The organism is Rhodobium gokarnense, from assembly GCF_025961475.1.
GTDB classification, from domain to species: Bacteria; Pseudomonadota; Alphaproteobacteria; order Rhizobiales; family Rhodobiaceae; genus Rhodobium; species Rhodobium gokarnense.
In genome coordinates this window covers 18,033-32,532 of sequence record NZ_JAOQNS010000009.1, presented here as the reverse complement: position 1 = coordinate 32,532, position 14,500 = coordinate 18,033, and the positions used below count along the sequence as shown (strand labels likewise).

Sequence of the window (14,500 nt, the reverse complement as noted above, 5' to 3'; positions counted from 1 at the left end):
TTACAGCGCCTCGGCGCCGGAAATGATTTCGATGAGTTCCTTGGTGATCTGCGCCTGGCGCTGGCGGTTGTAGCTCAGCGTCAGCTTGTCGATCATCTCGCCCGCGTTGCGCGTGGCGTTGTCCATGGCACTCATGCGGGCACCCTGTTCGGACGCCCCGTTCTCCAGAAGAGCGCGGAAGACCTGCACCGAAATGTTGCGCGGCAACAGGTCGGTGAGGATTTCCTTCTCGTCCGGCTCGTATTCGTAGATCGCGCCGCCGGTGTCGATCTCCACCTCGGTGTCGATCTCGGCCGGGATCAGCCGCTGCGCCGTCGGGATCTGGCTGATCACCGAGCGGAAGCGGGAATAGAACAGGGTGGCGACGTCGAACTCGCCCTCCTCGAACATGGAGATCACCTTGGAGCCGATATCGGCGGCGTGCTCGAACCCGATCTGGCGGACGCCGCGGAACTCGAACTTGTCGTCGAGCATATAGCTGCCGAGGTCCCGCTTCAGGGCATCGAAGCCCTTGCGGCCGACGCACAGGATCTTGACGGTCTTGCCTTCCTTGATCAGCCGGAACGCATGCTGGCGGGCAAGCTTGGCGATCGAGGAGTTGAAGCCGCCGCACAGGCCCCGGTCGGCCGTACACACGACCAGAAGGTGGGTCTCGTCCTTGCCGTTGCCGACCATCAGTTCCGGCGCGCCGGGCTGGCCTTCCAGCGAGCGGGCGAGGTTGGAGAGCACCGCGCCCATGCGCTCGGCATAGGGACGGGCGGCTTCCGCCCGCTCCTGGGCCTTGCGCAGCTTGGCCGCCGCGACCATCTGCATGGCCTTGGTGATCTTCTGCGTCGCCTTGACCGACGAGATGCGGTTTCTGAGGTCCTTGAGACTCGGCATGTCCGCTTTCGTTCCGCGCTAGTCGTTTTTTCCCGCGCTACGTTACGCGAAGGTCTTGGCGAAGGTGTCGATGGTGCTCTTCAGCGAGGCCTTGAGCTCGTCGTTGAGCTCCTTGCGCTCGCGGATCTCGTCGAGCAGGGAGCTGTGCTCATCGCGCAGGAACAGAAGCAGGCCCTGCTCGAAGTCGCCAACCTTGGAGACCGGCAGATCGTCGAGATAGCCGTTGACGCCGGCGAAGATCACCGCCACCTGCTCTTCCGTCTTCAGCGGCGAATATTGCGGCTGCTTCAGGAGTTCCGTGAGGCGCGCGCCGCGATTGAGCAGGCGCTGGGTGGTGGCGTCGAGGTCGGAGCCGAACTGGGCGAAGGCCGCCATCTCGCGGTACTGGGCGAGCTCGCCCTTAATGGTACCGGCGACCTGCTTCATGGCCTTGACCTGGGCGGCCGAGCCGACGCGCGACACCGACAGGCCGACATTCACGGCCGGGCGGATGCCCTGGTAGAAGAGGTCCGTCTCCAGGAAGATCTGGCCGTCGGTGATCGAGATCACGTTGGTCGGGATGTAGGCGGAGACGTCGTTGGCCTGGGTCTCGATGACCGGCAGCGCCGTCAGCGAGCCGAGGCCGTTGTCCTCGTTCAGCTTCGCCGCGCGCTCCAGCAGGCGGGAGTGCAGGTAGAAGACGTCGCCCGGATAGGCCTCGCGCCCCGGCGGGCGGCGCAGCAGCAGGGACATCTGGCGGTAGGCCACGGCCTGCTTGGACAGGTCGTCATAGGCGATCACGGCGTGCATGCCGTTGTCGCGGAAGAACTCGCCCATGGCGCAACCGGCGAACGGGGCGATGAACTGCATCGGCGCCGGATCGGACGCCGTGGCGGCGACGATGATCGAATATTCCAGGGCGCCGTTGTCTTCCAGCGCCTTGACGAACTGGGCGACGGTGGAGCGCTTCTGGCCGACGGCGACGTAGATGCAATAGAGCTTCTGGCTCTCGTCGCCGCTCTCGTTGATCGGGCGCTGGTTGAGAATGGCGTCGAGGATCAGCGACGACTTGCCGGTCTGGCGGTCGCCGATGATCAACTCGCGCTGGCCGCGGCCGATCGGGATCAGCGCGTCGACGGCCTTGAGGCCCGTCGACATCGGCTCGTGCACCGATTTGCGCGGGATGATGCCGGGCGCCTTGACGTCGACGAGGCGCATCTCGTCGGATTCGATCGGGCCCTTGCCGTCGATCGGGTTGCCGAGGCCGTCGACGACGCGGCCGAGCAGGCCCTTGCCGACCGGTACCTCGACGATGGCGCCGGTGCGCTTGACCGTGTCGCCTTCCTTGATGGCGCGGTCGTCGCCGAAGATCACGACGCCGACATTGTCGACCTCGAGGTTCAGCGCCATGCCGCGGATCCCGTTCGGGAACTCCACCATCTCACCGGCCTGGACGTTGTCCAGACCGTAAACGCGTGCAATGCCGTCACCGACGGACAGCACCTGGCCGACTTCGGAGACTTCGGCTTCCTTGCCGAAGTTCTTAATCTGCTCCTTGAGGATTGCGGAAATTTCCGCGGCCCGAATGTCCATCAGCCGACCTCTTTGAGTGCGATCTTAAGGGAATTGAGTTTGGTGCGAAGGGAAGTGTCGATCATGCGGCTGCCCAGTCTGACGACGAGGCCGCCAATCAGGGCGGGATCGACCTTCCGGCTCAGTTTGACGTCCTTGCCGGTCGACTCCTTCAGGGCATCGCCGAGGGCGGCGGCCTGATCGTCGGTGAGCGGCTCGGCGGAGACGACGTCCGCGGTCATCTCGCCGCGGTGGGCGGCGGCAAGCGCGCGGTAGCCGCGGATGACGTCGGGAAGAACGAAAAGGCGCCGATTGCGTGCCAGAAGTCCACCGATGTTGGACACCAGACCGGAGATCCCGGCGCGGCTGAATACCGCGGCCAGCGCCCTGGCCTGCTCCTCGGAGGAATAGACCGGGCTGCGGATCAGGCGCTTCAGGTCGGCGCTCTCATCGATCATGGAATCGAGCCGGTCGAGGTCTTTCTCAACCGTTTCAATGGCCTTGGCATCTTCGGCCAGCTCGAACAGAGCAGTGGCGTATCTCTGCGCAACCGTCGGAACTGTCGATGAACTCTCAGTCAAGGGCTCTGTCTCTCACGCGGATCGTCACTGACGACTTCCAAAGCTCATCGCTAAAGTCTTGCAAGAGAAGACTTTTTCCGACCGCAAAAACGATTGGCAGGATTGTGCCCCGAAAGCCGGGCTTCGCATAGCACATGGGTGAGGGGCACGCAACATCGCCATTTCATTCCTTGGTCGTAAAGGGGGTGCATTGTTCCCGCTTTTCGGGCGAAAAAATACGACCTGTGGCCGGGCCGCCCGCCTGCAACGACCGGTTTGCATCACACGCCGCAATCGCCCTTGACCGCGACGCCGGCGCGCCAGTCGCCGCGGCGGATCACAATCCGGCCTTCGAAGTTCTGGCTTTCCATCCCCTTCGTTCCCGGCTTGAGGCGCGCGACCATACGCAGGTCGCTGTCGTCAAGGCCGCGATAGCGGCGCACCAGCATGCCCGCCCCGTCGGTCTTTTCGCCGCGGAAGACGAAGGTCTGCAGCCTGCCGTTGACGACGGCGCGGGCGCGCGGACCCTTTTCCTCGCTCTCCCCTTCGGGCTGCGGGTAGTCGGAGACGAAGACGAAGCGCCAGGTCGCCTCGTCGTCGAAGCTGAAGGCGGCCGCATCGGCCGGCGTCATGAAGTTGCAGTACTGTGTGGCGTCGCCGCCGGTCATGACGCCGATGGAAAACAGCATGTCCGTGCCGGCGGCACGGCCGGCGCCGGGACCGGCAAGAAGTATGGCACCGGCCATTGCGGCAACGATCGTCCCTGTCCTGACCATTCCCCGGTCCTCCCTGTCGGTGTTTTCGTTCCGACGATCATGGCACAGGTCCGGCGCGAATGCCCCCTCCCATATAAAGAGTGCCTTGCCGGGATAGGGGCTCACATGAAGCTGAGCGGCTCGATGTCGATGGCGAGGCGGACGCCCTTCTTCGGCACCGGGCCGGCCGCCAGCCAGCGGTGCAGATAGGCCTGGATGTCCGCCGACCGGTCGGCATGGACGAGGAGGCGCTGGCGGTGGCGGCCGCGGATGACGGCAAGCGGCGGGTCGGCCGGACCCAGCACGTGGACACCGTCCTGGTGGGGCGCGGCGCGGGCAAGCTCGCGGGCGAAGCCTTCCGTCAGGGGCCGGTCCGGGCCGGTGACGAGGAGGCTCGCCAGCCGTGCAAAGGGCGGCATGGCGGACCGCTCGCGCGCCTCCAGCTCGGTCGCATAGAAGCTCTCGCGGTCACCGGAGACCAGCGCCCGCATCACCGGATGGTCCGGCATGTAGGTCTGCAAGTAGCCGACGCCGGCGCCGTCGCGGCGCCCGGCGCGGCCCGTCACCTGGGAGATGAGCTGGAAGGTGCGCTCCGCCGCGCGCGGGTCTGCGGTGGAAAGGCCGAGATCGGCATCGACGACGCCGACGACCTTGAGCTTGGGGAAGTTGTGACCCTTGGCGACGAGCTGGGTGCCGATGATGATGTCGCCCTCGCCGCCCGCGATCGCCTTCAGTTCGGCCCGCAGCCGCCTGGTGCCGCCGGGCATGTCGGAGGACAAGACGATGATGCGGGCATCGGGAAAGTCGGCCGCGGCTTCCTCGGCGATGCGTTCGACGCCCGGCCCGCAGGCGGTCAGCGAATCGACGTCGCCGCAGGACGGGCACGCCTCCGGCGTCGGCATGGAAAAGCCGCAATGGTGGCAGGTGAGCACGCTGCGGAACCGGTGCTCCACCAGCCAGGCGCTGCAATCCGGGCATTCGAAGCGGTGGCCGCAGGAGCGGCAGAGGGTCAGCGGCGCATAGCCGCGGCGATTGAGGAAGAGGAGCGCCTGGTCGCCGCGGGCGAGCGCCTCGCCGACGGCGCGGGTCAGCGCCGGGGCCAGCCAGCGGCCGCGGGCCGGGCCACCCCGGCGCATGTCGATGGCGTGGATGTCCGGCAGCGCGGCGCCGGAGGCCCGGTCCGGCAGCTCGATGCGGCGGTAGCGGCCGGTATCGGCGTTGTGCCTTGTCTCGATGGAGGGCGTTGCCGACGACAGGATTACCGGAAAGCCGGCGATGTGGCCGCGCACCACCGCCATGTCGCGGGCGTGGTAGGCGACGCGGTCGTCCTGCTTGTAGGCCGGGTCGTGCTCCTCGTCGACGACGATGAGGCCGAGTTCGGGAAAGGGCAGGAACAGCGCGGAGCGGGCGCCGACGACGACCCGGACCGAACCGTCGATGACGCCGCGCCAGAGCCGCACCCGCTGCTTCGGCGGCACATCCGAATGCCACTCGCCGGGGCGGCAGCCGAAACGCTCCTCGAAGCGCTGCAGGAATTCCGAGGTGAGCGCGATCTCCGGCAACAGCACCAGCGCCTGGCGGCCGCGGCGCAGGGCTTCGGCCACGGCCTCGAAATACACCTCGGTCTTGCCGGCGCCGGTAACGCCGTCCAGCAGCGTGACGGAGAAACGCCGCTCGGCGACGGTCGCCGTGATCTCCTCTGCCGCCTTGTCCTGGGCAGGGCTCAGGTCGCGGCGGTTCCAGTCGGCCTCCGGCATGGGCGCCGGCGGGGCCGCCGGCAGCGGCACGATCTGGAGCGTGCCAGCGCCGATGAGGCCGTCGACGACGCCGGGGCTGACGCCGGCGGCGGTCGCAAGGCCCGTCTTCGACCAGGAGGGGTTTTCCTCAAAGAGGTCGAGCACGCGGGCGCGGGCCTTGGTCATCCGCTCGGGCGGCGCCCCGGCAAGGCGGACGCCTTTCAGCGGCGGTTCGGGCTCCAGCGCCTCCGGCACCCGGAGGACCATGCGCAGCACCATGCCGGGCGGCGCCATGGTCCAGCGGGCGACCCAGTCGATGAAGCGGCGCATGCGCTCATCGATGGACGGGACGTCGAAGACGTGGAGGATCTCGCGCAGCTTCGACGGATCGACCGGCTTTGCGCCGCCGCCCTCCCAGATGCCGGGCTCCCAGACCGCGCCGACGACCTGCCGGTTGCCGAGCGGTATCTGGACGACGGTTCCGGGCCCAAGGTGCATTCCCGCCGGGACCCGGTAGCTGTAGGCCGTCTCCACGGCGACCGGCACCAGCACCGGAACGGTGGCGGCAGGCTCTTCGGGGGCCGGCTCAAGGCCCGGCAGGGAGGCGGTCTGGTTGGCCACGCAGGCTCCGGCAGTCGGCGACGTTGGATGCCCGACGGCGACTCAGCCGGCCGGGACGACACCGGAGGATAGCGGGCGGCCCGGCGGGATAAAGCCTCCTTGCCGACGGCGTTAGATAAATCCAGCATTTTCCGGCATGATCGGCCGCGCCGTTGTTGCACCTTGGAATTAAATACGGAGTAAACTGGTGACGAATTGTCAATGTTGCTGGTGTAACCTCTTGATCTGCAAAGGCGTAGACGCGCCAACGTGCCCGTCTTGATTGTATACTTGGTATAAAACTGCGGAAGGAGACATGGCAGCGCCGCTGATCACCGCCAGACCCGACCTTGCTGCGGAGGTGACCGCCTGGCTCGCCCACCTCGCCGGCACGCGGCGGCTTGCGGCAAAGACGGTCGAGGCCTATGAGCGCGACGTCCGCCAGCTCCTCTCCTTCCTGACGCTGCATCTCGGCGGCGCGCCGGGCATTGCCGACATTGCCGACCTGAAACCGGCCGATTTCCGCGGCTTCCTCGCCGACCGGCGGCGCGCCGGGGCGGGTCCGCGCTCCATGGGCCGGGCGCTTGCCGGCGTGCGCTCGTTCTTTTCCTTCCTGGAGCGGAAGGGCCTTGCCAACGCCGCGGCACTGAAGGCGATCCGCACGCCGAAACAGCCCAAGACGTTGCCCAAGCCGATCGCGGCGGCCTCGGCGCGGCGCATGGTCGATGCCGACGAGGCGCTCGACGAGGAGCCCTGGATCGCCGTGCGCAACGCGGCCGTTCTGTCGCTGCTCTACGGCTCGGGCCTGCGCATCTCCGAAGCCCTCGGCCTTTCCCGCGCCGAGGCGCCGGTCGATACCGTCGAGTCGCTGCGGGTGACCGGCAAGGGCGGCAAGACCCGCCTGGTGCCGGTGCTCGCCGCAACGCGCGAGGCGGTTGCGGCCTATCTGAAGCTCTGCCCCTATGCGCTTGCCGAGGACGGGCCGCTCTTTGTCGGTGCGCGCGGCGGGCCGCTGTCGCCGCGCATCATCCAGATCGCCGTCCAGCGGCTGCGCGGCGCGCTCGGCCTTGCCGAGACCGCGACGCCGCATGCCCTTCGCCACTCCTTCGCCACGCATCTTCTCAGCGCCGGCGGAGACCTCCGGGCAATCCAGGAACTGCTCGGCCACGCCAGCCTGTCGACCACCCAGATCTACACCGCGGTCGAAAGCGACAGGCTCCTCGACATCTACCAGAAGGCACATCCGCGGGCCTGACAACGAAAGGACGGGTCTTTTTCCGGCCCAAGGTGGGGGAGGCCGGGACGCTCCGTCGGGGACAGACCGATGACACCATTTGCAAAGAGCGCGATGTTCGCCGCCGCCCTGCTGGCCCTGCCGGTGGCGATGCCGGCCAGCGCCGAAGCCAAGGACTGCGAGATGCCGCCGGAAGTCGGTACCTGGGTCCACCCGCGGCCGCGGGTCGGCGTGATCTCCTCCATCGAAGTCGAATATGAATGCGTCCGGGGCCGCTTTGAGGGCAACTGGCGCGTCCGGGCCAAGAGCGAGTGCTCGCCCCGCGACTGCACCTGGGGCTGGGCGCCGGGTCAGCGACTCGACCAGGCACGGCTCTACGCCGCCTTCGAGGTATTCTTCGGCACCCGCTACGTGACGCTGCATGCCTACGGCCACCGCATGCAGGTCGACGTGATGGTCACCTATCACGACACGCGCAAGGCCGACGAGCACTACAGGGTGGTGCTGGAACGGGACTGATCGATCCGCGCGGGCGGGACCGCTGCCCATGCCCGGATGGCGAGGCCCGGCCGGCAGCTAAACAATCTGTGATTTGTCGCCCAAAGATGCGTCATGATACTTTTTGACGCAGTCCGGCAATTCGTCTGCGCCCCCCGACCGCGCGCTTCATCTTCCAGGCCGGCACATGACAGGAGGCACTGCCATGATCCGCACCACCACCACGCTTCTCGCCGCTTCGGCTTTCGCGCTCAGCGCCTCGATCGCCCTTGCGTGCCCCTACTCCAAGACCGACACCACGGCGTCCTATGAGGGCAAGTCGATGAAGTCGGCCCAGATCACGCCGCTTCCGAGCTCCAAGGGCGCCAAGTCGGATTCGCTGGCGACCAGCGACGTGACGCCGACGGCCGAATAACAGGCCGCGTCCGCTTTCTCCTGAACCAAAGTCTGTCCCGAAAAAAGAGCCGGGCCGTCGAACGACGGCCCGGCTTTTTTTGTAGGGACGCGCATTGACCGGGCCGATGGTGCGCGCGGGAACGCCCTGATTTCCAAATCCCCCGAGCCGGTGGGTCCGAAGGTCGTCAATGCGCTTTTGTTGGCCGAGGGGACATCAATGCCCGTTGGTCAGGCGCAACGGTCGCGCCGGGCCGCGTCACATGTGGATCGGACGGTTGTCGACGGCGAGTGCCGCTTCCTTGACTGCTTCGGACATGGTCGGGTGGGCGTGGCAGGTGCGGCCGAGGTCCTCGGCGGAACCACCGAACTCCATCAGGACGGCCGCCTCGTGGATCATCTCGCCGGCGCCGGCGCCGACGATGTGGACGCCGAGGACGCGGTCGGTCTTCTGGTCGGCGAGCACCTTCACGAAGCCTTCGGTCTGGGCCATGGCCTTGGCGCGACCATTGGCGCTGAACGGGAACTTGCCGACGGAATAGGCGGTGCCGGCCTCCTTCAGCTCCTCTTCGGTTTTCCCGACCGAGGCGACCTCCGGCATGGTGTAGACGACGGCCGGAATCACCTCGTAGTTCACGTGGCCGGCCTGGCCGGAAAGCTGTTCGGCGAGCGCGATGCCCTCGTCCTCGGCCTTGTGGGCGAGCATCGGACCGGCGATCACGTCGCCGATGGCATAGATGCCGTCGACCGAGGTCTTGAAGTGGCCGTCGGTCTTGACCCGGCCCTTGTCGTCGAGGGCAACACCGACATCGTCGAGGCCGAGGCCTTCGGTGTAGGGCCGCCGGCCGATGGCAACGAGGATGACGTCGGCTTCGATGGTCTCGGCCGCGGCCTCGCCGGCCGCCGGCTCGATGGTGGCGACGAGCTTCTTGCCCTTCTTGTCGATGCCGTCGAGCTTGGAAGAGAGCATGAACTTCATGCCCTGCTTCTTCAGCATGCGCTGGAAGTTCTTGGCGACGTCGCCGTCCATGCCCGGCAGGATGCGGTCGAGGAATTCCACGACCGTGACCTCGGCGCCGAGGCGGCGCCAGACCGAGCCGAGCTCCAGGCCGATGACGCCGGCGCCGACGACGATCATCTTGCCGGGCACCTTGTCGAGCGCCAGCGCTCCGGTCGAGGACACCACCTGTTCCTCGTCGATCTCGATGCCCGGCAGGCGGGCGACGTCGGAACCGGTGGCGATGACGATGTTGCGGGTCTCCACGATCTCGGTCGAGCCGTCCTCATGGGCGACCTCGACCTTGCCGGCGGAAAGGATGCGGCCGGTGCCGTGGAAGGCCGTGATCTTGTTCTTCTTGAACAGGAATTCGATGCCGCCGACATTGCCGTCGATGGTCTCCTGCTTGTGCTTCATCATCGCCGGCAGGTCGAGCTTCGGCTTGGCGACCTTGATGCCGAAGCCGGCAAAGGAATGCGCCGCCTCCTCGAACAGTTCGGAGGTGTGCAGCATCGCCTTTGAGGGAATGCAGCCGACATTGAGGCAGGTGCCGCCATGGGTGGCGCGCTTTTCGACGACGGCCACCTTCATGCCCAGTTGCGCGGCGCGGATCGCGCAGACATAGCCCCCCGGGCCGGTTCCGATGACGACGAGATCGTAGGTCATCCCAAGCAATCCTTCGGCTTGGCGGGCCGTCCGGCCCGCATGGTCAGATCAATGCTAACAGACTTTTCCGGCGCAACGGAGGTGTGGCGCCGGCGACAGGCGACCGGCGCGGCGCGGCGGCGACCATCGCGCCGCGCCGGCAGGGTCTAGAGGTCGAGGATCAGGCGCTGCGGATCCTCGATGGATTCCTTGACCCGCACCAGGAAGGTGACGGCTTCCTTGCCGTCGACGATGCGGTGGTCGTAGGAGAGCGCCAGATACATCATCGGCCGCACCACGACCTGGCCGCCGACGACCATCGGCCGCTCCTGGATCTTGTGCATGCCGAGGATGCCGGACTGGGGCGCGTTGAGGATCGGCGTCGACATCAGCGAGCCGTAGACGCCGCCATTGGAGATGGTGAAGGTGCCGCCCTGCATGTCCTCGATGCCGAGCTTGCCGTCCCTGGCGCGGCGGCCGAAGTCGCCGATGGACTGCTCGATGCCGGCGATCGACAGCCGATCAGCATCGCGCACCACCGGGACCACCAGGCCCTTGTCCGTGCCGACGGCAACGCCGACGTGGTAGTAGTTCTTGTAGACGAGGTCGGTGCCGTCGATCTCGCCGTTGACTGCCGGGATCTCCTTCAGGGCGTGGCAGACGGCCTTCACGAAGAAGCCCATGAAGCCGAGCTTGACGCCGTGCTTCTTCTCAAAGAGGTCCTTGTATTCCTTGCGGAGCGCCATCACCGGGGCCATGTCGACCTCGTTGAAGGTGGTCAGCATCGCCGCCGTGTTCTGGGCGTCCTTGAGGCGCCTTGCGATGGTCTGGCGCAGCTTGGTCATCCGCACCCGCTCCTCGCGGGCCTCATCGTCCTCAGGCGGGGTGACGCGAAGGGAAACCGGCTCCGGAGCCGGCGCGCTGGTCTGCGGCGTGGAAGCCGGCGCGGATTTGGCCGGCTTGTCGGCGGCGGCCAGCACGTCTTCCTTCAGGATCTGGCCGCGCTTGCCGGAGCCTTCCACGTCGGAGGCGGACAGGCCCTTTTCCTCCATCAGCTTCTTGGCGGCCGGCGACGGCGGCATGGCCCCATCGTCCTTGCCGTCGTCCTTTTTCGCGGGCTCGGCGGCCTTGGCGGGCTCGGAGCTTTTCTGCGCTTCGGCCTTCTTGTCGGCCGGCTTGGCCTTGGCAGCAGTGCCGTCGCCTTCGCCGATGGTGCCGAGGAGCGCGCCGACCTCGACGGTCTCGCCGTCGGTGACGAGGATCTCGCCGAGGACGCCGGCCGTGGGCGCCGGCACCTCGATCGTCACTTTGTCGGTCTCAAGCTCGACCAGCGGCTCGTCGGCGGAAATCGCGTCGCCGGGTTTCTTGAACCACTGGGCAATCGTCGCTTCGGTGACCGATTCGCCAAGGGTCGGTACGCGGATTTCGGTGGCCATTTTCGTCTCGTCTCTTTTCTTCGGTAAGGATGGCGTCGGCAGAATTCAGCGGCTGCCGCGCTATTCCGCAAAAGCCTCGTCAAGGAATGCCTGGAGCTGGGCGAGGTGCTTGGACATCAGGCCGGTGGCGGTTGCCGCCGACGCTGCGCGCCCGACATAGCGCGGCCGCGGGTGCTTGGCATCGATCTGGCTCAAAACCCATTCCACATAGGGCTGGATAAAGTACCAGGAGCCCATGTTCTTGGGCTCTTCCTGGCACCAGATCACCTCCGCCTGCGGGAAGCGGGAAAGCTCCTGCAGCAGCGCCTTGGTCGGGAACGGATAGAGCTGCTCGACGCGCAACAGGTAGACGTCGTCGATGCCGCGCCGCTCGCGCTCCTCAAAGAGGTCGTAATAGACCTTGCCGGAGGACAGCACGACGCGGCGCATCTTGTCGTCGGCGGCGAGCTTGACCGATTCCCCGGGGTGCAGCTCGGCATCGTCCCACAGGAGGCGGTGGAAGGTGGAATCGTCGGCCATCTCGTCGAGCCGCGAGACGCAGCGCTTGTGGCGCAGCAGCGACTTCGGCGTCATCAGCACCAGCGGCTTGCGGAAGTCGCGGTTGAGCTGGCGGCGCAGGATGTGGAAGTAGTTGGCCGGCGTCGTACAGGCGGCAACCTGCATGTTGTCTTCGGCGCAGAGCTGCAGGTAGCGCTCCAGGCGGGCCGAGGAGTGTTCCGGGCCCTGGCCCTCATAGCCGTGCGGCAACAGCAGGGCGAGGCCCGACATGCGCAGCCATTTGCGCTCGCCCGACGACAGGAACTGGTCGATGACGACCTGGGCGCCGTTGGCGAAGTCGCCGAACTGGGCCTCCCAGAGGGTCAGCGCGTTCGGCTCGGCCAGCGAATAGCCGTATTCGAAGCCGAGCACCGCTTCCTCGGAGAGCATCGAGTTGATGACCTCGTAGCGGGCGCCTCCCTCGTCGAAGGCCGACAGCGGGCTGTAGCGCTCCTCGGTCTCCTGGTCGTAGATCACCGAATGGCGCTGGGAAAAGGTGCCGCGCTCCACGTCCTGGCCGGACAGGCGCACCGGGTGGCCCTCCTTGACGAGGGAGGCAAAGGCCAGTGCCTCGGCGGTCGCCCAGTCGATGTTCTCGCCGGATTCCAGCGCCTTGCGGCGGTTGTTTAGGAACCGCTGGATAGTGCGGTGGGCCTTGAAGCCCTCCGGGATCTCGGTGATCTTCTCGCCGATCTCGCGCAGCTCGTCCTTGACGACGCCGGTCTTGCCGCGGCGCGGATCGTCGATCGCCTGGGCCTGCTTGATGCCGGTCCAGCGGCCGTCGAGCCAGTCGGCCTTGTTCGGGCGGTAGGAGCTGCCGGCCTCGAACTCCGCATCGAGATGCTCGCGCCAGCGGGCCCGCATGCCCTCGACCTCGTCGGTGGTGACGAGGCCCTCGGACACGAGCTTTTCGGAATAGATGTCCGTGGTGCGCGGATGCTCGCGGATCTTGCGGTACATCAGCGGCTGGGTGAAGGACGGCTCGTCGCCCTCATTGTGGCCGTGGCGCCGGTAGCAGAACATGTCGATGACGACCGGCTTCTTGAAGAGCTGGCGGAATTCCGTCGCCACCTTGGCGGCGTAGACCACCGCTTCCGGGTCGTCGCCATTGACGTGGAAGATCGGCGCCTCGACCATCTTGGCGACGTCCGAGGGGTACGGCGAGGAGCGCGAGAAGCGCGGATTGGTGGTGAAGCCGATCTGGTTGTTGATGATGACGTGGATCGAGCCGGCGGTGCGGTGGCCCTTCAGGGCCGACAGGCCGAGGGATTCCGGCACGACGCCCTGGCCGGCGAAGGCCGCATCGCCGTGGATGAGGAGCGGCATGACGCGGGCGCGCTGTTCCAGCGGCACGGTCTCGCCGCGCGGCTGGTCGGCGTACTGGTCCTGCTTGGCGCGGACCTTGCCGAGCACCACCGGGTCGACGATCTCAAGGTGCGAGGGGTTGGCGGTCAGCGACAGGTGCACCCGGTTACCGTCGAACTCGCGGTCCGAGGAGGCGCCGAGGTGGTACTTGACGTCACCGGACCCCTCGACGTCGTCGGGGTGGATCGAGCCGCCCTTGAACTCGTGGAAGATCGCCCGGTGCGGCTTGCCCATGACCTGGGCGAGCACGTTGAGACGGCCGCGATGGGCCATGCCGAGGACGATCTCGCGGACGCCCAGGTGGCCGCCGCGCTTGATGATCTGTTCCAGCGCCGGGACGACGGATTCGCCGCCGTCGAGGCCGAAGCGCTTGGTGCCGGTGTATTTGACGTCGATGAAGCGCTCGAAGCCTTCGGCCTCGATCAGCTTGTTGAGGATCGCCACCTTGCCCATGTCGGTGAAGGCGACGCCCTTGTCCGGACCCTCGATGCGCTCCTGGATCCAGCCCTTCTGCTCCGGCACGGAGATGTGCATGAACTCAACGGCGAAGGTCGAGCAGTAGGTGCGCTTCAGGATCGCCATCATCTCGCGGACGGTGGCGAATTCCAGGCCGAGCACGTAGTCGAGGAAGATCTTGCGGTCCCAGTCCTCCTCCATCAGCCCGTAGGAGCGCGGGTCGAGCTCCTCGTGGTCGGGACGGACCTGGAGGCCGAGGGGATCGAGGTCGGCATGGAGATGGCCGCGGATGCGGTAGGCGCGGATCATCATCAGGGCGCGGATGGAATCGCGCGTCGTCTGGTAGACGTCGGCGTCGGTCAGTTCCACGCCGCGCTTGTGCGCCGCTTCCTTGACCTTGGTCTCGATGCGCTGCTGGGCCGGGGCCCAGTCGCCGTCGAGGGCCGAGACCAGCTCGCCGTTCAGCGGCACCGGCCAGTCGCCCCGTTTCCAGGAGGCGCCCTTGGCCTCCTTCAGGACGTTCTGGCGCTCGTCCTTGAGGTCTTCGAAGAAATCCTGCCAGGCATCGTCGAGCGTTGCGGGCTCTTCCTGATAGCGGGCGTAAAGATCTTCCAGATAGGCGGCGTTGCCGCCATAGAGAAACGACGTCTGTGCGAAGGCCTTGTTCGCGTCCTGGCGTGCCATGGCTGATGCGGGGATGCCCGCTCCGTATGCTCGTCGACGCGGCCCCATGCCGCGTCTCCCTCCTTGAGTTGCCTCCTGCCCCGGACGTGTCCTCCGGACCATCGGGCGGTCCGGCAGTTTCCTGGAACAATCCTAGACATTTGGTATATGGCCGGGCTTTTCTTTTGAAAA

General features: G+C 66.7%; 11 protein-coding genes. 3 read left to right on the top strand and 8 right to left on the bottom strand.

All coding sequences use genetic code 11. The features are described 5' to 3' along the window. From M2319_RS15520 to M2319_RS15500, 5 genes are all read right to left on the bottom strand, one after another. On the bottom strand, window positions 1-882 hold the full coding sequence (locus M2319_RS15520; RefSeq protein ID WP_264602377.1) for a F0F1 ATP synthase subunit gamma: 882 nt from the start codon (window positions 880-882) through the stop codon (window positions 1-3). A 42-nt stretch (window positions 883-924) separates the two neighbouring features. Continuing rightward, window positions 925-2,454 carry a F0F1 ATP synthase subunit alpha gene (atpA, locus tag M2319_RS15515; protein WP_264602376.1) on the bottom strand — a complete coding sequence of 510 codons (1,530 nt, stop codon included), beginning with the start codon at window positions 2,452-2,454 and terminating at the stop codon, window positions 925-927. After that, on the bottom strand, window positions 2,454-3,014 hold the full coding sequence (locus tag M2319_RS15510) for a F0F1 ATP synthase subunit delta (RefSeq protein WP_264602375.1): 561 nt from the start codon (window positions 3,012-3,014) through the stop codon (window positions 2,454-2,456). The genes atpA and M2319_RS15510 overlap by 1 nt, the downstream gene beginning before the upstream one ends. 260 nt (window positions 3,015-3,274) lie before the next feature. Further along, window positions 3,275-3,769: a hypothetical protein gene (locus tag M2319_RS15505; RefSeq protein WP_264602374.1), complete on the bottom strand. Its 495-nt coding sequence runs from the start codon at window positions 3,767-3,769 to the stop codon at window positions 3,275-3,277. Window positions 3,770-3,870: 101 nt separating this feature from the next. Continuing rightward, window positions 3,871-6,105, bottom strand: a complete 2,235-nt coding sequence (locus M2319_RS15500; RefSeq protein ID WP_406682171.1) for a primosomal protein N' — start codon at window positions 6,103-6,105, stop codon at window positions 3,871-3,873. Window positions 6,106-6,400: 295 nt separating this feature from the next. Between M2319_RS15500 and M2319_RS15495 the strand changes: the two genes are divergently transcribed. From M2319_RS15495 to M2319_RS15485, 3 genes are all read left to right on the top strand, one after another. After that, complete coding sequence (locus M2319_RS15495; RefSeq protein ID WP_264602373.1) at window positions 6,401-7,339, top strand: tyrosine recombinase XerC; 939 nt, start codon at window positions 6,401-6,403, stop codon at window positions 7,337-7,339. A 69-nt stretch (window positions 7,340-7,408) separates the two neighbouring features. Further along, window positions 7,409-7,837 (top strand): hypothetical protein, encoded by a 429-nt coding sequence (locus M2319_RS15490; RefSeq protein WP_264602372.1) that lies wholly within the window; start codon window positions 7,409-7,411, stop codon window positions 7,835-7,837. Between the two features lie 184 nt (window positions 7,838-8,021). Then, entirely contained in the window at window positions 8,022-8,231 is a 210-nt protein-coding gene (locus M2319_RS15485) for a hypothetical protein (protein ID WP_264602371.1), read from the top strand. A gap of 237 nt (window positions 8,232-8,468) precedes the next feature. Here M2319_RS15485 and lpdA read toward each other — a convergent pair whose 3' ends face one another. The 3 genes from lpdA to M2319_RS15470 all read right to left on the bottom strand — a co-directional run bounded on the left by lpdA (window position 8,469) and on the right by M2319_RS15470 (window position 14,329). Further along, window positions 8,469-9,872 carry a dihydrolipoyl dehydrogenase gene (gene lpdA, locus M2319_RS15480; RefSeq protein WP_264602370.1) on the bottom strand — a complete coding sequence of 468 codons (1,404 nt, stop codon included), beginning with the start codon at window positions 9,870-9,872 and terminating at the stop codon, window positions 8,469-8,471. A 146-nt stretch (window positions 9,873-10,018) separates the two neighbouring features. After that, on the bottom strand, window positions 10,019-11,287 hold the full coding sequence (odhB, locus tag M2319_RS15475; protein WP_264602369.1) for a 2-oxoglutarate dehydrogenase complex dihydrolipoyllysine-residue succinyltransferase: 1,269 nt from the start codon (window positions 11,285-11,287) through the stop codon (window positions 10,019-10,021). Window positions 11,288-11,347: 60 nt separating this feature from the next. Further along, window positions 11,348-14,329: a 2-oxoglutarate dehydrogenase E1 component gene (locus tag M2319_RS15470; protein WP_264602368.1), complete on the bottom strand. Its 2,982-nt coding sequence runs from the start codon at window positions 14,327-14,329 to the stop codon at window positions 11,348-11,350. Window positions 14,330-14,500: the final 171 nt, after the last annotated feature.